Genomic DNA, 18,612 nt, shown 5'->3' with positions numbered 1-18,612 from the left:
GACCGGCTCACCGCGGGCGTATCGTTGAGCTACTATCGGGTTCTGGTGAAGCGGGGGCGGCCATGACTGGCGGCGATTCGGGATCCATCGGCGTCGTCTCCCGGCGCCAGTTCACCACGGCGACGGCTCTGACCGTGCTCGGCGCAGCAGGCTTGCTCGGCGCCCTTCCCCGGGCAGTCACCGCCAGCGGCCCCGGCGGCCCCCTCGAACTGAGCCTGGCGGCGGTCGTCAACAGGGTCTACCGCATCACCGCCCGGGAACCGGCCCGGATCACGGATATGCCCAAGCACGAGTTCCGCGGCTTCTGGCTCTCCACCGTGCTCAACATCGACTGGCCGTCCCGCCCCGGCCTGACGGCGGCGGTGCAGCAGTCCGAGCTGCGCAGCTGGCTGGATCTGGCCCGCAACCGGAACCTGAATGCCGTGATGCTGCAGGTCCGCCCGGCCGCTGACGTCTTCTGGCCCTCCACTGCGGGAGAGCCGTGGTCCCGCTACCTGACCGGCACGCAGGGACGGAACCCGGGCTATGATCCGTTGGCCTACGCGATCAGCCAAGCGCACGCACGGAACCTGCACCTGCACGCCTGGTTCAACCCGTTCCGCGTCTCCATGACAACCAATCCGGCAGCCCTGATTTCTTGGCATCCCGCCCGGAAGAATCCCAGCTGGACCTTCGCCTTTGGCGGCCGGCGGTACTACAACCCCGGCATCCCCGCCGTGCGCAGCTTCATCATCAAGGTGATCGCAGAGGTCGCGGCGAAGTATGACGTCGATGGCATCCACCTGGACGACTACTTCTACCCCTATCCGGTCGCCGGGCAGAGCATCCCGGACTCGGCCGCCTACAACGCCTACCGGCGGGCCGGCGAGAGCCTGGCCGATTTCCGCAGGCGCAGCGTGAATACCTTCGTCCGCGACCTGAGCGCCAAAATCTTCGCCACCAAGCCGCGGATGCTGTTCGGTATCAGCCCGTTCGGCATCTGGCGCAATGCGTCAACCGACAGCCGGGGGTCGGCTACCTCGGGACTGCAGAGTTACGACGCCACCTTCGCCGATTCCCGGCTCTGGGTGAAGCAAGGCTGGATTGACTACGTGGTCCCCCAGCTTTACTGGCACCAGGGCAATGCCGCAGCGGACTACAACACCTTGGTGAATTGGTGGGCGGCGCAAGTCAAGGGCACCCCCTGCAAGCTCTACATTGGCGAGGGAGCCTACAAAGTGGGCGTCGCCGGCCAGGAGACCGCCTGGCAGAACCCGCGGGAACTGTACAACCACGCGGCCAAGTGCCGGGCAACCTCGGGAGTCAGCGGGCAGGTTTATTTCTCGGCCACCTCCGTCCGGGCCAACCGGCTGAACAGCATCGGTCTGGTGAAGAACAAGTTCTACCGGCGGGTGGCGATGACTCCGGTGACGTCCCATCTCGGCGCCCAACGCCCCTACGCACCGCTGATCACCAGCGCGCGATGGAACGGCACCGGCGTCGAACTCATCTGGCGGGGCGCCACCAGCGGCACCTTACCGCGGCACTATGCCATCTACCGTTGGGAATCCAACGGCGCCGCGGCGGCCGTCATCCCCTCCCAGGCCGGAGCCCTCCGGCGGGTACACCGGCGCCGTAGCAACCCGGAGCGTTTTCTGGACACGGGCACCTCCCGAGGACACACCTACTGGTATGTGGTGGTCGGCATGAGTGACCTGATGGTCGAATCCGCTGCAGCCTCCGCCATCTTCATTCGGGCCTAGGAGCATGATGTGACGGATCCGCCAGGAGCAAGCGGACACCAGAACCTCGCCCTGCTTGACCTTCTTGCCCGCCGGTATGCCGATAACCCGCTGGTTGAACGCGGCACCATGTTCCGCGGTCCAGGCCTGCGGGTGGGTGGAAAAATTTTCGCGTTCCTCGGCCACGGCGACCGCCTGATCGTGAAGGTTCCCCGGCAACGCGCCGATGCTGCAGTTGCTTCGGGTGCGGCAGAACCGGTCATCATGGGACAGCGGACCATGAAGGAATGGGTGGCTTTTCCGGCGGTGGCCGACGACGCCCCAGCCACCGAGCGACTGTGGCTCAGCGCCGCAGACGAAGCCTATGCGTACGTCAAAAGCCTTGGCGGCAGCTGAGGCTGCGACCTCCGCGGGCCGGCGTCACCCAGGCTGCTCTGCCGGCTGGAACAGCTCCACCAGATTCCCCGCTGGGTCGGCGAGCAATATCTGGCGGCCACCCGGGCCCTCGACCAGTTCGCTGCGGAATCGCAGCCCGGCACCGTGCAACCGGCCGACCTCTGCCTGCAGGTCGTCAACGATCAGGTGGATGCGGTTGCCGCCGGCCGTTGCGTAGTCCGCCGGGGTGGCCCGGGCGCCCGAGCTCGCCGGCCCGGACAGCAACAGCCGCAACGGGCCGCGCCTCACATCGGCAAAGGCGGGCGAGCGCATGCTGACCGTGAAGCCGAAATGGTGGGTGTAGAAGTCGACGGCCGCATCGACGTCGTCTACAAGATAGCGGACGCTGGCGTACTGCTCCGGTGCTGTCACGGCTCATTCTCCTTCGATCATGGCCTGCTGCCAGTGCCAGCAGGATACACACCGCGCGGTCTTCTTGGAATGGGGCCTTCAGCTGTTCCCGGGGCCGCCTAAAGCGGGGCCGCCTGAACAGGTTCCCCCGAAGGACTAGGTCGGGAACAATGGGACAACGCTGCCCGCCAGTTCGATCAGCACAGGAGTCCGCGTGGCAAAGCTACTGTATTCGGCCATCATGTCCCTGGACGGCTACATTGCCGATAAGAACGGCAACTTTGACTGGAGCATGCCCGACGACGAAGTTCATTCGTTCGTGAATGGCCTGGAGAACCACGTCGGAACGTACCTTCTCGGCCGCCGGATGTATGAAGTGATGGTGTTCTGGGAGACTGTCCCGGCCGGCCCAGAGGTTCCGCCGGTGGAACGCGACTTCGCCGAGTCGTGGCTGCGGAAGGACAAGGTGGTGTACTCCCGGACCTTGGACAAGGCCGCAAGCGCCCGGACCCGGATCGAGCGGGAGTTTGACCCGGAAGCCGTCCGCCGGATGAAAATCGAAGCGGCTGAAGACCTGAGCATCGGCGGGCCGAACCTGGCCAGCCATGCGTTCAGGGCCGGCCTGGTCGACGAATGCCAGTTCTTCGTCTCGCCGGTCGTGGTCGGGGGCGGGAAACGCTTCCTGCCGGAGGACGTGAAAGTGGATTTGGAACTGCTGGACGAGCGGCGCTTCGGCAATGGAGTGGTCTACCTGCGCTACCGGGTAGCGGGCGGCTGACCGCTACCTTTCGGCTATCACCATGGCAGTGGCCAGATCACCGTCATGGCTCATCGACAGGTGCCAGTACTTCACTCCCCTGGCCTCGGACGCCGCGGCGACCGTGCCGGTGAATTCCGGGTAAGGGTCCCCGCCTGAGTCCACACAAATGGTGCAGTCCTGCCAGTTCATGCCCGAGGGAGCGCCCAAAGCCTTGGCGATCGCTTCCTTGGCGGCGAAGCGGGCAGCCAGCGACCTGGTGTTGAGCTCACGTTCGGCGGGTGTGAAGAGCCGCTCGCGCAACGCCGGGGTGCGCTGGAGCTGCCGGCGGAACCTGGAGACTTCCACCACGTCCACGCCGATGCCGACGATCATTTCCCGGCCCCTGCCCGGACCGCCCACGGCGAGCGGGCGCATCTGGGCGACAGCGCCGGCTCCGGGTTGGACCGGAGCGTGCACCGCACCGGCGGCACGGACAGCAGCCGCACGCGCAACAGCAGCGCTGCCCGGCGCACGCGCACCGGGCGCCGGGGAACGGAGCAGTCCCCGATCCTGTTGTACGGGGATCGGGGCGCTGCGAAGAGGAGGCGGGTAGCCATGCTTGCCTACTGCCTCTTATTCGACAGTGACGCTCTTGGCCAGGTTGCGGGGCTGGTCCACGTCGTAACCCTTGGCCGTGGCCAGCTCGCAGGCAAAGATCTGCAGCGGAACGGTGGTCAGCAGCGGAGCCAGCAGGGTCGGCGTCTCCGGCACGAAAAAGACGAACTCGGCGAAGTCCTTGACCGCCTCATCGCCTTCTTCGGCGATCACGATGGTCTTGGCGCCGCGGGCCCGGATCTCCTGGATGTTGGAGACCACCTTGGAGTGCAGCGAATTGCGTCCGCGCGGCGAGGGCACCACCACGAAGACCGGCTGGCCGTCCTCGATCAGGGCGATCGGTCCGTGCTTGAGCTCACCGGCGGCGAAGCCTTCGGCGTGGATGTAGGCCAGTTCCTTCAGCTTCAGCGCGCCCTCCATGGCGACCGGGAAGCCGACATGCCGGCCGAGGAACAGCACCGACTTGGTGTCCGCCATGCGGGCGGCCAGGTCCTTGATGTCCTTGGCGTTGTCCAGCACGTTCTGGATCTTGGCCGGGATCTTGCCCAGGTCCGCCAGAATGTCCCTGATCTCGCCCTGGAACTTGTTCCCGCGCAGCTGCGCCAGGTACAGGCCCAGCAGGTAGGCCGCGGTGATCTGCGCCAGGAAGGCCTTCGTCGAGGCGACCGCGATTTCCGGGCCGGCGTGCGTGTAGAGCACTGCATCGGCTTCACGCGGGATGGTTGACCCGTTGGTGTTGCAGATCGCCATCACTTTGGCGCCCTGTTCCTTGGCGTAGCGGACGGCCATCAGGGTATCCATGGTTTCGCCGGATTGGGAGATGGCAACAATCAGCGTATTGGCATCTACGATCGGGTCGCGGTAGCGGAACTCGTGCGACAGTTCCACCTCCACCGGGATCCGGCACCAGTGCTCGATCGCGTACTTCGCCACCTGGCCGGCGTAGGCCGAGGTGCCGCACGCCAGCACGATGATCTTGTTGACCGCCTTGAGCAGCTCCGGGTCGATCCGCAGCTCGTCCAAGGTCAGCCGGCCGTTGAGGTCGTACCGGCCGAGCAGGGTCTGGCCAACCGCCTCCGGCTGGTCGTTGATTTCCTTCTCCATGAAGGACGGGTAGCCGCCCTTCTCCGCGGCGGCGGCATCCCAATTGACCTCGAACTCGGTTCCCTCGGCGGCATTGCCGTGGAAATCGGTGATCTCGAAGGATTCGGGAGTGATGGTGACGATCTGGTCCTGATCCAGTTCCACGGCGCGGCGGGTGAAGTCGATGAAGCCGGAAACGTCGGAGCCCAGGAAGTTCTCGCCCTCGCCCAGCCCGACGACCAGCGGGGAGTTGCGGCGTGCAGCCACGACGACCTCGGGCTGGTCCTGGTGGATGGCCAGCAGGGTGAAGGCGCCCTCCAGCCGCTGGCAGGCCGCCTGCATGGCCTTGGCCAACGTGGCAGTGGCAGGGTCCTTGGCCACCAGCGAACGGTAGATGTCGCCGAGCAGCACTGCCGCCACCTCGGTGTCCGTCTCCGAGCGCAGCGTGTAGCCCTTGGCCAGCAAGGAGGCGCGGAGTTCGGCAAAGTTCTCGATGATGCCGTTGTGGATCACGGCCAGCTTGTCATCGTCGGCCAGATGCGGGTGCGCGTTCTGGTCGGTGGGTCCGCCGTGCGTTGCCCAGCGGGTGTGGCCAATGCCGGTCAGCGATTCGGGCAGCGGGTCGGCCTCGAGTTCCTCCAGCAGGTTGCTCAACTTGCCGGACTTCTTGCGAGCTTCGATGCCGGACTCCGAGATGACCGCCACTCCCGCGGAATCGTAGCCGCGGTATTCCAGGCGGCGAAGTCCTTCAAGAACAACATCCAGGGCACTGTGGTCAGCAACGCTGACTTCGGCCCCGCCGTCGCGGCGGCCAACATATCCTACGATTCCACACATGGGGTTAAGGGTACCTGCCCGCAGGCCGGCCAAAGACAGCACGCCCTCTCCGCCGGTCCGCCGGGCAGACGGGCCCTAACCCTCAGCCCGCATGCAGTGAGCCGGCGGCGTAACCCGGCGCGCCGCCGTCGCGCGCCTTTTGGGATTTGAAACCCGCAGCAGGCACAATTCATAGGTGACTGATGCGACACCGAAGACGACGGCGTCAAGCGGTGAGAGTAATTTCACACCATTCGTTGAGCTGGACCGGCAGACGTGGTCCCGGCTGTCCAACGAGATTGAACAGCCGTTGGACCAGGACGATATTGAGCGCCTGCGGGGCCTGGGCGATGCCCTGAACCTGGATGAGGTCCGCGAGGTGTACCTCCCGCTGTCCCGTCTGCTCAATCTGTATGTGGGCGCGGCCGGCGAGCTGCACAAGGCCACCACCACGTTTCTGGGCGAAACCACGCGCCGGACTCCGTTCGTGATCGGCGTCGCCGGGTCGGTGGCGGTGGGAAAGTCCACCACGGCACGCGTGCTGCGCGAGATGCTGCGCCGCTGGCCGGACACCCCGAACGTGGAACTGATTACCACCGACGGGTTCCTCTATCCGAATGCTGAGCTGTCCCGGCGGGGCCTGATGGAACGCAAAGGCTTCCCCGAGTCCTATGACCAGCGGGCGCTGCTGCGGTTCGTGTCCGAGGTGAAATCCGGTGCCGAAGAAGTCCGTGCGCCCTGGTACTCGCATCTGACGTACGACATCGTGCCGGACAAGGAAGTGGTGGTCCACCGCCCGGATGTCCTGATTGTGGAAGGCCTGAACGTGTTGGCTCCGGCGCGCCCGCGGGCGGACGGCCGGACTGGACTGGCGCTGAGCGACTTTTTCGATTTCTCCGTGTATGTGGACGCCAAGACGTCCTATATTGAGCAGTGGTACGTCAGCCGCTTCCACAAACTGCGGCGGACGTCCTTTGCCGACCCGGAATCCTATTTCCACCGCTATGCCTCACTCACGGACACCGAGGCCACCGAGACGGCGCTGGGCATCTGGCGCCGGATCAACGAACCGAACCTGAGGGAGAACGTGCTGCCGACACGCGGCCGGGCACAACTGGTGCTGACCAAGGACGCGGACCACTCGATCCGCAGAATGCTGCTGCGGAAAACCTGAGATGGCGCTCCTGAGGGCTCCGGTGCTCGTGGCAGGCTTGGCCGCCGTGCTGGTCCTGCTGACCGGTTGCGTTCCGCCCGAAGAAACCACGCCCTCCCCCAGTACGACGGCGGCCGCGCCGGATCCGTCGGAAGGCGCCACTTCCCTGCCGGTTCCGTCCCAAAGCCCGAAAGCCACGAAGAAGAAGGACGGTAGAGCCCCCGATGCCCGGGAGGACCACACTGATCCGGCAAGCATCGGCGTCGTCGTCAATAAGCGCCGGCCGTTGGTGCCGTTGGACTACCACCCCGACGACCTGCGCCAGCCGGCGGTAAGCATCGGGACCGGCGGTGAGTCTGCCTTGCTGCGCGATGCGGTGGCTGACGCCACCGAGAAGATGTTCAGCGCGGCCGCGGCCGACGGGGCGCCGATGATCATGGTCAGCGGATTCCGTTCCTATGCCACCCAGGTGGATACCTACAACCATTGGGTCCTGCAGCATGGCAGCGAGGCCGCCGCTGACATGATTTCGGCACGCCCCGGCTACTCCGAGCACCAGACCGGCTTGTCCATGGACATTGGCGACATCACGGGAGCCTGCAACCTGCAGCAATGCTTTGCCGACACTGCCGCTGGAGCCTGGGCTGCTCGGAATGCAGTGCGCTTCGGGTTCATCATCCGCTACTCGCCCGGGGAGGAAAAGGTGACGGGGTATTCGCCCGAACCGTGGCACCTGCGTTACGTCGGCAAGAAAGTGGCCGGGAAGATGGACCAACGCGGCATCGGATCGCTCGAGGAGTATTTCGGGCTTCCTGCCGCACCCGATTATTCCTGACGAATTCGAATGAACCGACGGCTTGAACGCCCTTCTGCTGCGATCGGACGATACATTTAGCGACATGCTCAACGGGTTTAAAGAATTCATCATGAAGGGCAACGTCATTGACCTCGCCGTCGCCGTGATCGTCGGCGGTGCCTTCGGCGCCGTGGTCAACGCCCTGGTCAACAGTGTGCTGATGCCGTTCATCGCCGGACTGACCGGTTCGCCCGACTTCAACAGCTTCCTGCTCTGGAACTTCAACGGCAATGAAGTGGCGTTCGGGGTCCTGCTCACCGCGATAGTGAACTTCCTGCTCATTGCCTCCGCAATCTACTTCGTGGTCGTCACGCCGATGAACCACCTGATCGCGCGGCGCAACCGCCGTCTGGGCATCAACAAAGAGGAAGAGGCCGTGGATCCGCAGATCGCGCTGCTGACCGAGATCCGGGACACGCTGCAGGCGCGCAACCGAATGTAGCCACCAAGCACCACGAAGCACCACGACCGGCAGGCAGCCATCACCAGGCCCTTTCCGCAGACCAGTTCAGGGATGCGGGGAGGGCCTGACGTTTCGGGGCCTGACGTTTCGGCCCGGTCGGCGTACGCTGTGAGCATCACCGCGGGAGGCTGCCCGGGGACACCTCCGACGCCGACTCCGAAGAATCAGGTGAAACTCCATGCAACACGATGCGCGACATTCCCTTTACGCCCGAGTGGCAGCCGCCCTGCTGACGGCTAGCGCGCTCCTGCTGGCCGGACAGCCGGCTTCGGCCGGCAGCCAGGTATCAGAAAGCTACGGTTCATCGTCCGACCAGATGGACCGGATCATCGAATTGCCCGATGCTACATCCGCCGAAGGTATCGCCGCGGGCCGCGGCAGCACCTTTTATGCCGGGGACTTGTACGCCGGCGATATTTTCCGCGGCGACGTGCGCCGCGGCAAGGCCGAGAAGTTCATCGACGCGCCCAAGGGACGCTTCGCCGTCGGCATGGCTGCGGACACACAGCGGCACCTGTTGTTCGTCGCCGGCGGGCCCACCGGCAAAGCGTATGTGTACAACACGCGGATCGGGAAGCCGGTTGCCGACTTCCAGCTGAACGATCCGGCGCATTCATTCATCAACGACGTGACGCTCGGCCGCGGCGGAGCCTGGTTCACCAACTCGGTGGACGACGAATTGTACTTCCTGCCGATCGGCGAGCACGGGCAGCTCGGCAAGCCCAAGACGCTCCAGCTCCGTGGACCGGCCGCGGAGCTCAGCGGGGCCTTCAACCTCAACGGTATCGTGGCGGCAGACCATGGACGGATGCTGATCGTGTCCCACACGGCTAACGCAGCCCTGTACACGGTCGATCCGCGGACCGGTGCCAGCCGCAAGATCGCCGGCGTCAAGGTCACCAACGTCGACGGGTTGGAGCTGAAGGGCCGTTGGCTGTGGGCCGTGCAGAACACCGACAACCGGGTCAGCAGGATCGAGCTAGATCATACGCTGGCGTCCGGGACCGTCCGGTCCGTCATCACCAGCGACGCCTTCCAAACGCCCACCACGGCCGCGTTGTTCGGCAACAAGCTGGTCGTAGTGAACGCAAAGTTCGACACCGGCAACCCGCCGACGGCGGACAGCTACGAAGTGGTGGTGGTCGACGCCCGGCACTGACGGCCAGCCGCCGCGCCGGGCTGATCAGACGCCGGGATGAACAGACGTGGGCTCAGTCGACGTCACGGGCTCCAGCGACAGGTGCTGCTTCACGGCCCGGGCCAGCTCCTCAGCGGTGGCCTGCGCGGTCGCCATGTCCGCGGCCTCCACCATCACGCGGACCACGGGCTCGGTGCCGGACGGCCGCAACAGCACCCGTCCGGTCTCGCCCAGTCGCGCGGAGGCTGCTTCGACCGCCGACTGAAGCGGCTGGTTGGTGGTGACGGCTGTCTTGTCAACGTCCTTGACGTTGATCAGGACCTGCGGGAGCCGGACCATCAGTTGGGCCAGCTCGGACAGCGGTTTGCCGGTCTTGGCCAGCCGTGCGGCCAGCTGCAGGCCGGTCAGCACGCCGTCGCCGGTGGTGGCATAGTCCGAGAAGATCACGTGGCCGGACTGCTCGCCGCCCAGCGAGTAGCCATTGGCGCGCATGTTCTCCAGCACGTACCGGTCGCCCACCGCGGTTTCCTCGATCCGGATGCCGGCCTCCTGCAGCGCCAGCTTCATGCCGAGGTTGCTCATCACGGTGGCCACCAGGACGTCGTCCTTGAGCCGGCCCGCTTCGCGCAGGGCAAGCGCCAGGATGGTCATGATTTGGTCGCCATCCACCACCTCACCGCGCTCGTCCACGGCCAGGCAGCGGTCAGCATCGCCGTCGTGAGCAATCCCGAGGTCTGCGCCATGCTCGACGACGGCGGCCTGCAGCTTCTCCAAGTGAGTGGAGCCCACGCCGTCGTTGATGTTCAACCCGTCTGGCTCGGCGCCCATCACCACAATCTCGGCACCGGCGGCGCGGAAGACTTCCGGCGAGCAACCGCTGGCGGCGCCGTGGGCGCAGTCGAGGACTACCTTCAGGCCCTCGAGGCGGACCGGCAGGCTCTGCAGCAGGTGCAGGATGTAGCGGTCCTCGGCATCGGAGAAGCGCTGGATCCGTCCGACCTCCGCGCCCGTGGGCCGGACACGCGGCTGCGACATCTCCTGCTCGATCGCGTCTTCGACCTCGTCGGGCAGCTTATGTCCGCCGCGGGCGAAGAACTTGATCCCGTTGTCCGGAGCCGGGTTGTGCGAGGCGGAGATCATGACACCGAAGTCCGCGTCCAGATCCCCCACAAGATAGGCGGCAGCGGGTGTAGGCAGCACTCCGGCGTCGTACACGTCGACGCCGGAACTGGCCAGGCCAGCCTCGACGGCAGAGCTGATGAACTCGCCGCTGGCACGCGGATCCCGGGCGATCACCGCCGTCGGGCGCTTGCCGTTGTCAACTTGCCGGTGGCCCAGGACCACTGCGGCGGCCTGCGCAACCTGCAGCGCGAGCTCTGCAGTGATCAACCCGTTGGCCAGGCCGCGGACTCCGTCGGTACCAAATAATCTAGACATTGCGAATCATTTTACGGCAGGCTTCGGCCGGGACGTTTCACAACGTGTCGACCGCCACGTGAAGTCGCCAAGCGTGCCGGGTGGCCGCCGGGGGTATCCCTGAGCCGCTGCGGCACGGAACAGCCTGCCAAACTGCTTAAACGGCCGGGAGGCCCCGCAGCAGATGCTGCAGGGCCTCGCGGTGGAAGCACTGACTTCCGAAGCGATTTAGCGCTTCGAGTACTGGGGTGCCTTGCGGGCCTTCTTGAGGCCGGCCTTCTTGCGCTCGATGATGCGAGCGTCGCGGGTGAGGAAACCGGCCTTCTTCAGCGTCGGACGGTTGTTCTCGCGGTCGATCTCGTTCAGCGCGCGGGCAACGCCCAGGCGCAGCGCACCGGCCTGGCCGGAGGGGCCACCGCCGTGGATGCGGGCGATAACGTCGTAAGCGCCTTCCAGATCCAGGATCTTGAACGGATCGTTCACTTCCTGCTGGTGCAGCTTGTTCGGGAAGTAGTTCGCCAGTTCGCGATCGTTGATGGTCCAGTTGCCGGAACCCGGAACCAGGCGCACGCGGGCAATGGCCTGCTTGCGGCGACCAACGGCAGCTCCGCCGACGGTCAGGGCCGGACGTTCCTTCTTGACGGTCTCGGTGGCCTCGGATGACTCCGAGGTGTAGCTGGTGAGGGTTTCGCCCTCAGCAGCGGTGTTCAGCTCTTCAGCCACGATTCTCCTTGAATTAAGTTTCTAGTGGTGGCCGGCGCTACTGGGCGACCTGGGTGATTTCGAAAGTCTTCGGCTGCTGGGCAGCGTGCGGGTGCTCGGCACCCTTGTAGACCTTCAGCTTGGACAGCTGCTGGGCAGCCAGGGAGTTCTTCGGCAGCATGCCCTTGATGGCCTTCTCAACAGCGCGAACCGGGTTCTTTTCCAGCAGTTCGGCGTAGTTGACGGAGGACAGGCCACCCGGGTAACCGGAGTGGCGGTAGGCACGCTTCTGTTCGAGCTTGGCGCCGGTCAGGGCAACCTTCTCAGCGTTGATGATGATGACGAAATCGCCCATGTCCATGTGAGGAGCAAAGGTCGGCTTGTGCTTTCCGCGCAGCAGTGTTGCGGTCTGGCTGGCAAGACGACCCAGGACAACGTCGGTGGCGTCAATGACGTGCCACTGGCGGTTGATATCGCCGGGCTTCGGAGTGTACGTACGCACGGTTTTTGCCTTCGTTTGGTGTTCTTAGGTAGCGGCGCGTTCTTCACAGAACGCACGCGCAAAGTTGGTGATGCGCTACCGGAACTTCAGGTGAGGACTGAAATCTAACCAGTGGCCCAGAGAGTCTCGGCTATCTCCGTGGATCAGGTTGGCCCTGCAACCGGGCCGTCTCACGGACATAGCGTATCGAGGTTGGACACGCACAACGACGATTAAGATTATCCTGCCGCCCCGGCTTAGGTCAAAAAGACTAAGAACGACGGCGGTTGGTCCCGTTGGTTAGGCTCTGCCCGAACGACCACCCAAGCCGGCGGAGCACCCAGGGGCGCAGAGCCTACGGAGTGCCCACGGGCCCGCCCGGAACTTCCTTCACGGTCGGCGCACACCGCGCTTCGCGACATGGCCACCGTTTGGGAAACGCGATGCCTGTGGACGCCAAGCCCCTTAGTGGGCCGGCTGAGAGGTCAACTCCCGCCGGGATCGGCGTTGCCGGCGGTATTCAGCCCCAGAAGGGCCTTGATGCGTTCCTCGGCTTCCGGCCCGCTCTGCGCGGCAGCCACATTGGCTTCGCTGACGGCCTGGACCACTTCATCGCGCTGGATTTTCACTCCGCGCGGGGCTTCGATGCCAAGGCGGACGCCATCGCGGCGGGCGTCCAGCACGGTGATGACAATGTCGTCACCGATCAGGATCCGCTCTCCGGGTTTTCGTGTCAGCACCAGCACCCATCAACTCTATCGCAGGAAAAATGCGGTTCGGCCGGTCCACGCGCGCCTGCGGGTAAAGGTGGTAAACCCATTAAGCAAGACAAGGTCCAGCAGTATCTTTACCGCAGGTTTCCAGTCCCTGCACGGAGGTGACAGACGACGCCCAGGCTGAAGGTACGGAGTCAGAGCCAGGCGGCTTCCGACGGCGCGCCGTCAATCCAGCCGACAGGAATGCCCAGGGTGTTGACGGTCTTGGGAGTGCTGGTGAGCCGGCTTCCGGTCACGGCCAGACCGTCGGGAACAACAACGCGCTGCACGGCCTGAACCCAGCGGTCCGTGTCCTCGGCCTTGCGCCCGGCGTCCACAGCCAGCCAAATTTGGTCTGCTCCCAGGGCCGGCAGGATCGAAAGCATCTGGAGGGACGGCGTCAGCGTGTTGCCCAAGCCAAACGCCACAAAGACGCTCTGTCCCCTTTCCACCCCGCGGGCGCGGGCACCGATGGCGCTGTTGCGGTCCTGCACCGGACGCCTGACATCAGCAGCGTGTGCGCCGGCCATCCTGACCATGTTCCCGCCGCTGGAGATCCAGTCGGCAGCCTCCGACGGCGCGCCGTTGACGGCCGGTGCGGCGGCGGCCATGGCGTTGGCGGCCTCCAAGGCATTGCTACCCTGCCCGATCACCAGCACCAGGTCACCGGGCCCGTAGAGCGGCACCGGAATATCCGGCACTGCCGCCGACCCGGGCCCCGAAACCTGTCTCGCCTCGCCCTGCTCCCTCGGTCCTGCCGCCTGCAAGATACCGCTGGCGACGACGGTGCCTGCCACCACGTCCTGCTCGCCATCCGCGAGCGCCGAGCGGTGTGGCGCCGGACCGACGGCCTCCGTGTGGGCGCTCTGATGAACCGTGGTGGACGCCGCGCTAGCCGCTGAGGTAGTTCCAACCGATGCATCGGCAGGTCTCGCTGCATCGGCATCGGGTCCATGGCCGTGCCCGGCCGCCGCTGACTCTGACGCGTCGTCGGGCTGTGGTTTCGGGTCAGTCCGGCGCCGGCCGAATCCGGGTCGTGCCGGACCGTTCGGGGCGCCTGTCGGCCCAGCGCTGATTGGAGTGGCACCGGCCGGTGCGGCACCCGCCGTTCCAGCGCCCATCGGAGTGGCACCGCCCGTCGGCGCAATAACAGTCGATGAAGTGCCCGCCTCCGGGGTTGCCACCTCCGGATTACCCGCTGCCGGCCGCGCCATTCCCTGCGCGCCGACGTCGGTCCCGGGCTCCTCCAGCTTGGCCCCCTTGGGCAACCGGGTTGGCCGGGCGGTGTTGAACGTGAGGTTGTCCATGATCACCGCGAACTGGTCGGTGTGCGTGGACACCTGCAGTTCGGGTGCCTTGCCGGGCAGCCGGGAGCCGTGCAGTTGGGATTCGGCGAGCTCGGCGTCCGCCAGCAGTGCAGCGATGCCGGCGCGGGCCTTCTGGTCCAGCGCATGCTGGCCGCGCAGAGACGGGGCAGGCAGTTCCACGGTGACTTCGTAGTGCTCCCGGGCGAAGAAGCCGCGGATGCCGCCGACCGTGACTTTCTCGGCGGCGACGATTTTCGCGTCGGGTCCGTGCTCGGCCAGTACCTGGGCTTTGAGCTCCTGCAGTGAAGCGCCCTTAAGCTGCAGCCGTCTGGCCGACACGCACTACCCCCACGGTCTCGATCTTCACATTTGCGGAGGTGACCTCCTGGTAGGACAGTACCGGAAGTCCCCCTGCCTGCGCCGAGACCAGGCGGCGGATGGCCGGGCGCAGCGCGGGCGCGCAGACCAACACTGCGGTGAGCCCGTTGGCTTCCACCTTTTCCAGCGCTTCCCGCAGCGAGGCCAGCACGGCTTCGGTCCGGTCGGCCGAGAGCAGGATTTGCGTGCCCAGCTCGGACGGCCGCATGCCCTCCAGCATGGACTGCTCCAGCGTGGGGTCGATCATGATGACCCGCAGCAGCTGCCCGTCCAGATACTGCGCGGTCAAGGCCGGCCCCAGCGCCTGCCGGGCGGCCTCGATCAGCCCCTCCGGATCGGTGGACGACTTGGCCTTGAGCGCCAGCGCTTCGTAGATGCGCGGCAGGTCGTTGATCGGGATCTGTTCCGCGAGCAGCCCCTGCAGCACCCGCTGCACCTCGGCCAGCGAGAGCAGCGACGGCGTGAGTTCGTCGACGGCGGACGGGTTCACGGTCTTCACGCCTTCGGTCAGCACGCGCACGTCTTCGCGGGTGAGCAGCCGGGCCGCGTTGGCCGAGATCAGCGAGGACAGGTGGGTCACCAAGACCGAGACCCGGTCGATCACCGTGGCGCCGGTCATCTCCGCGCTGTGCCGCATCTCCGCCGGCACCCACTTGCCGGCCAGGCCAAACACCGGTTCCACCGTGGCGATGCCGGGCAGCGAGTCCAGGTTGTCGCCCAGCGCCAGCACCTTGCCGGCCGGGGCCTCGCCGCGGCCGGTCTCCACACCGGCAATCCGGATCGCGTAGGTGGACATCGGCAGGTCGATGCTGTCGCGGGTGCGCACCGGGGGCACCACAATGCCCAGTTCCATTGCGATCTTCCGGCGCAAGGCCCGTACTCGGGCCAGCAAGTCGTCCGACGCGCCGGAGACCAGGTCCACCAGGTCAGGTGCCAGCTGGATCTCCAGCGCATGCACCCGCATCTGCTCGATCAGGTCCTCGGTGGTGTCCGAAGCGGGAGCCGAGGGACCCGCTTCGGCGGCAGCGGCGTCGTCGTCCTTGGCTTTGGCCGCCTCCGATGCCTTGAGCCGCTGGGACATGAAAATCAGGAACGCGCCCACCAGGATGAAGGGGATTTTGGGCATGCCCGGGATCAGGGCCAGCAGAATGGCCGCGCCGCCGGCGATCATCAGCGCCTGGCGGGACTGGGTCAGCTGGTCGGACGCGTCCGAGCCCATCTCCGAATCCGCGTTGGAACGGGTCACCACCATGCCGGTGGACACGGCCATCAGCAGCGCCGGGATCTGCGTGACCAGGCCGTCGCCGATGGTCAGCAGCGTGTAGGTGCTGACCGCCTCGCCGATCTCCATGCCGCGCTGCAGCATGCCGATGGCAATGCCGCCGACGATGTTGATGATGATAATGATGATGCCGGCGATCGCGTCGCCCTTGACGAACTTGGACGCACCGTCCATCGCGCCGTAGAAGTCGGCCTCGGCGGATACCGCCGCACGGCGTTCGCGGGCCTGCACGTCGGTGATCAGGCCCGCGTTGAGGTCGGCGTCGATCGCCATCTGCTTACCGGGCATCGCGTCCAGCGTGAAGCGCGCGCCCACCTCGGCCACGCGCTCGGCGCCCTTGGTGACCACCACAAACTGGATGACCACCAGGATCAGGAACACCACCGCACCGATGATGATCGATCCGCCCACGGCCACATGCCCGAAGGCCTCGATCACCTGTCCGGCGTACCCGTCGCCCAGCACCAGCCGGGTGGACGCCACGTTCAGGCCCAGCCGGAACAGCGTGGCCACCAGCAGCAGCGACGGGAACACGGAGAAGTCCAGCGGCTTCTTCACGAACATGGTGGTCAGCAGGATCACCAGTGCCAGCAGAATGTTCACGATGATCAGCACGTCCAGCAGCCCGGCAGGGATGGGCACCACCAGCAGCAGGATGATGCCCACCACGCCCATGGGGACAGCGAGCTTGGAGAGGTTGCGGTTCATCAGTCACCTCCAGGCGACGGTAGGGACAGGGCGCGTCGGCCCTGCGGGGTTGCAGCATGGGCGGCAGCATCGGCATCGGTCATCGCCGGTTCCGCCATAGTGTGGACGCCTGCAGCCGCGCTGGCCGAGCTGCCGCGGGCCTTCAGGCTCATCACGAAGGCCAGCACGCGGGCCACGGCGTTGTAGAGCTCCACCGGGATTTCCTGCCCGATCTCGCAGGCGGCGTGCAGGGCCCGCGCCAGCGGCACGTCGCGCACCACCGGCACCTGGGTGGTCTCCGCTTCCTCACGGATGCGGGCCGCAATGATGCCGGCACCCTTGGCCACCACGCGCGGCGCGGATTTGCCCGGTTCGTATTTCAGCGCCACCGCGTAGTGCGTCGGGTTCACCAGCACGACGTCGGAGCCGCCTACCGCGGCAATCATGCGGTTCCGGCTCATCGCCAATTGCCGCGAGCGCCGCTGCGACTTGATCAGCGGATCGCCTTCGGAGTTCTTGTTCTCGTCCCGGACTTCCTTCTTGGTCATCCGGGTCTTCTTCCGGTTGCGCCGGATCACCACCATCACGTCCAGTGCGGCCAGGATCAGTCCGGCGATGATCGCCGTCTGCAGCAGTCCAACGGTGCCGGCGCCGGCGGCGTCGAGCAGTGAGGAAACCGAGAGCCCGCCGGCGGTCATCAGTACCGGCACCAGCCCCTGCACCACAAAGTAGAGGGCTAGCCCCACCACCACGGTCTTCAGCAGCGCCTTCACGCCCTGCCAGAGCGCCTGCATGCCGAACACCTTTTTGAGCCCGTTGACCAGGTTGAACTGCTGGGTTTCCGGCTTGAACTTCTTCCAGTGGATGCCGCCCTGCAGCGCCGCGCCGGCAACGATCACCGCGACCACGGCCAGGAACATCGGCGTGAGCGTGTACATGATGGTGCCCAGCCCGTCCTCCAGCGCCTTGACCACCAAACCAGGATCCGGCGACGCTATCATCCGCGTCACGGTGAACATCTGGTCGGTGCCGGCCTGCGAGGCCCGGTCAATGGTCATCGGCAGCATCACGGCCGCGGCGCCGATGCCCAGCCAGGCAGTCAGGTCCTGGGACTTGGAGAGCTGGCCCTTTTGGCGGACTTCCTTCAGCCGCTTGGGAGTGGCCTGCTCTGTCCGTTCTTCGGAAGTTTCCTGCGACACCTAGCCCACCCCCGTCAGCGCTGTCACGGCCTGGCCGGCCAGCGAGGAGACGATCCGCGGCAGCGCCACGAACACCACGCCGCCCAGCATCAGGGTCAGGAAGATCTTCAGCGGGAAGCCCAGCGCAAACGCGTTCAGCGCCGGGGCCACGCGGGTGAGCAGGCCCAGACCGGCGTCGGCCAGGAACAGCACCACCAGCAGCGGCCCGGCGATCTGCACTGCGGCCAGGAACATCTGGGTCACGCCGGTGATCATCAGCTGCACCGGTTCGGTCAGGTCCACTCCCCCGGCCAGCGGCAGCGCGGTGAAACTGCGCGCCAGCCCGCCGATGATCAATTGGTAGCCGTCGGATGCGAAGAGCAGCGCGAGGGCGGCCATTTGGAACAGCCGGGTGAACTGTGCGCCGTTGACCATGGACTGCGGATCGAACGCCTGCGCCATCGAGAAACCGCCGAACAGGTCGATCAGTGTGCCCGCGGACTGCACCGCAGAGAAGACCAGGAACACCAGGAAGCCCAGCAGCGCGCCCACCAGGATCTCCAGCACCAGGGCGCCGAAAAACCCGGCGGTGTCCAGCGGCTCGTACCCGTTGACCACCCGCGGCGACACTGCGAGGGCCAGCCCGACGCCGAGCATGGCCTTGACCCGGGCCGGAATGGCTCCGTACGAAAACGGCGGGGCAATGAGCAGGAACGCCACCATGCGGACTCCTGCCAGCATGGTGGCCTCGATCCACGCTTGGTCAAGCGGGATGTTCATTATCCGCCGCCGAGCAGGCCGGGGATTTTCTCGAACATTTCCTGGGTGAAGGAGACCATCTCGGAGATCATCCAGTGTCCGCAGATGAGCAGTGCCACCGCCACGGCAACCGCCTTGGGCACGAAGGAGAGCGTGATTTCCTGGATCTGCGTCATGGACTGCACCAAGGAGACGGCGAAGCCCACCACCAGCGCGGTGACGAGTACCGGGGCGGAGAGTTTGGCGGCGATCAGCAGGCCCTGCAGGCCGATATCCAGGACGGCGTTTGTATCCACA

Annotated in this window: 19 protein-coding genes; 7 read left to right on the top strand and 12 right to left on the bottom strand. The window is 65.9% G+C overall.

Going from position 1 to position 18,612, the window contains the following annotated elements:
* Nucleotides 1-62 precede the first annotated feature (62 nt).
* Nucleotides 63-1,742: a glycoside hydrolase family 10 protein gene (locus tag ACMX2H_RS06110; protein ID WP_414959653.1), complete on the top strand. Its 1,680-nt coding sequence runs from the start codon at nt 63-65 to the stop codon at nt 1,740-1,742.
* Nucleotides 1,743-1,751: 9 nt separating this feature from the next.
* Nucleotides 1,752-2,117 carry a TfoX/Sxy family protein gene (locus ACMX2H_RS06105; protein WP_414959652.1) on the top strand — a complete coding sequence of 122 codons (366 nt, stop codon included), beginning with the start codon at nt 1,752-1,754 and terminating at the stop codon, nt 2,115-2,117.
* Nucleotides 2,118-2,141: 24 nt separating this feature from the next.
* Here ACMX2H_RS06105 and ACMX2H_RS06100 read toward each other — a convergent pair whose 3' ends face one another.
* Nucleotides 2,142-2,528: a VOC family protein gene (locus ACMX2H_RS06100; protein ID WP_414959651.1), complete on the bottom strand. Its 387-nt coding sequence runs from the start codon at nt 2,526-2,528 to the stop codon at nt 2,142-2,144.
* A gap of 193 nt (nt 2,529-2,721) precedes the next feature.
* Between ACMX2H_RS06100 and ACMX2H_RS06095 the strand changes: the two genes are divergently transcribed.
* Complete coding sequence (locus ACMX2H_RS06095) at nt 2,722-3,285, top strand: dihydrofolate reductase family protein (RefSeq protein ID WP_414959650.1); 564 nt, start codon at nt 2,722-2,724, stop codon at nt 3,283-3,285.
* A gap of 3 nt (nt 3,286-3,288) precedes the next feature.
* Here the strand turns inward: ACMX2H_RS06095 and ACMX2H_RS06090 are convergent, their stop codons facing one another.
* Together ACMX2H_RS06090 and glmS are read right to left on the bottom strand one after the other, a co-directional pair.
* Complete coding sequence (locus ACMX2H_RS06090; RefSeq protein ID WP_414959649.1) at nt 3,289-3,639, bottom strand: holo-ACP synthase; 351 nt, start codon at nt 3,637-3,639, stop codon at nt 3,289-3,291.
* Between the two features lie 240 nt (nt 3,640-3,879).
* Complete coding sequence (glmS, locus tag ACMX2H_RS06085) at nt 3,880-5,781, bottom strand: glutamine--fructose-6-phosphate transaminase (isomerizing) (RefSeq protein ID WP_414959648.1); 1,902 nt, start codon at nt 5,779-5,781, stop codon at nt 3,880-3,882.
* Nucleotides 5,782-5,956: 175 nt separating this feature from the next.
* Here glmS and coaA point away from each other — a divergent pair, with 175 nt between their 5' ends.
* From coaA to ACMX2H_RS06065, 4 genes are all read left to right on the top strand, one after another.
* Nucleotides 5,957-6,934 carry a type I pantothenate kinase gene (coaA, locus tag ACMX2H_RS06080; protein WP_414959647.1) on the top strand — a complete coding sequence of 326 codons (978 nt, stop codon included), beginning with the start codon at nt 5,957-5,959 and terminating at the stop codon, nt 6,932-6,934.
* A 1-nt stretch (nt 6,935) separates the two neighbouring features.
* Nucleotides 6,936-7,748, top strand: a complete 813-nt coding sequence (locus tag ACMX2H_RS06075) for a M15 family metallopeptidase (protein WP_414959646.1) — start codon at nt 6,936-6,938, stop codon at nt 7,746-7,748.
* Between the two features lie 64 nt (nt 7,749-7,812).
* Nucleotides 7,813-8,211 carry a large conductance mechanosensitive channel protein MscL gene (mscL, locus tag ACMX2H_RS06070; protein ID WP_414959645.1) on the top strand — a complete coding sequence of 133 codons (399 nt, stop codon included), beginning with the start codon at nt 7,813-7,815 and terminating at the stop codon, nt 8,209-8,211.
* A 199-nt stretch (nt 8,212-8,410) separates the two neighbouring features.
* Nucleotides 8,411-9,391: an SMP-30/gluconolactonase/LRE family protein gene (locus ACMX2H_RS06065; protein ID WP_414959644.1), complete on the top strand. Its 981-nt coding sequence runs from the start codon at nt 8,411-8,413 to the stop codon at nt 9,389-9,391.
* A 24-nt stretch (nt 9,392-9,415) separates the two neighbouring features.
* On the opposite strand, the gene glmM is transcribed toward ACMX2H_RS06065, so the two are convergent.
* From glmM to fliQ, 9 genes are all read right to left on the bottom strand, one after another.
* A complete protein-coding gene (gene glmM, locus ACMX2H_RS06060) occupies nt 9,416-10,807 on the bottom strand; it encodes a phosphoglucosamine mutase (RefSeq protein WP_414959643.1) in 1,392 nt (463 codons plus the stop codon).
* A 207-nt stretch (nt 10,808-11,014) separates the two neighbouring features.
* Entirely contained in the window at nt 11,015-11,509 is a 495-nt protein-coding gene (gene rpsI / locus ACMX2H_RS06055; RefSeq protein ID WP_414959642.1) for a 30S ribosomal protein S9, read from the bottom strand.
* A 37-nt stretch (nt 11,510-11,546) separates the two neighbouring features.
* Nucleotides 11,547-11,990 (bottom strand): 50S ribosomal protein L13, encoded by a 444-nt coding sequence (gene rplM, locus ACMX2H_RS06050; RefSeq protein ID WP_364644394.1) that lies wholly within the window; start codon nt 11,988-11,990, stop codon nt 11,547-11,549.
* A gap of 464 nt (nt 11,991-12,454) precedes the next feature.
* Nucleotides 12,455-12,715 (bottom strand): carbon storage regulator, encoded by a 261-nt coding sequence (locus tag ACMX2H_RS06045; protein WP_414959641.1) that lies wholly within the window; start codon nt 12,713-12,715, stop codon nt 12,455-12,457.
* Between the two features lie 164 nt (nt 12,716-12,879).
* Complete coding sequence (locus ACMX2H_RS06040) at nt 12,880-14,370, bottom strand: hypothetical protein (RefSeq protein WP_414959639.1); 1,491 nt, start codon at nt 14,368-14,370, stop codon at nt 12,880-12,882.
* Nucleotides 14,345-16,399, bottom strand: a complete 2,055-nt coding sequence (locus tag ACMX2H_RS06035; RefSeq protein WP_414959637.1) for a flagellar biosynthesis protein FlhA — start codon at nt 16,397-16,399, stop codon at nt 14,345-14,347. Before ACMX2H_RS06035 ends, ACMX2H_RS06040 begins: the two co-directional genes overlap by 26 nt.
* A complete protein-coding gene (locus ACMX2H_RS06030) occupies nt 16,399-17,577 on the bottom strand; it encodes an EscU/YscU/HrcU family type III secretion system export apparatus switch protein (protein ID WP_414959635.1) in 1,179 nt (392 codons plus the stop codon). The genes ACMX2H_RS06035 and ACMX2H_RS06030 overlap by 1 nt, the downstream gene beginning before the upstream one ends.
* The gene (locus ACMX2H_RS06025; protein ID WP_136784866.1) at nt 17,578-18,336 is read right to left on the bottom strand and encodes a flagellar biosynthetic protein FliR; all 759 of its coding nucleotides are present in this window, start codon (nt 18,334-18,336) and stop codon (nt 17,578-17,580) included.
* Entirely contained in the window at nt 18,336-18,611 is a 276-nt protein-coding gene (gene fliQ / locus ACMX2H_RS06020; RefSeq protein WP_136784867.1) for a flagellar biosynthesis protein FliQ, read from the bottom strand. The genes ACMX2H_RS06025 and fliQ overlap by 1 nt, the downstream gene beginning before the upstream one ends.
* Between the last annotated feature and the right edge of the window lies 1 nt (nt 18,612).

Source organism: Arthrobacter sulfonylureivorans (assembly GCF_047607445.1).
Taxonomy (GTDB): Bacteria; Actinomycetota; Actinomycetes; order Actinomycetales; family Micrococcaceae; genus Crystallibacter; species Crystallibacter sulfonylureivorans_A.
This window is presented reverse-complemented; position numbering and strand designations above follow the sequence as displayed.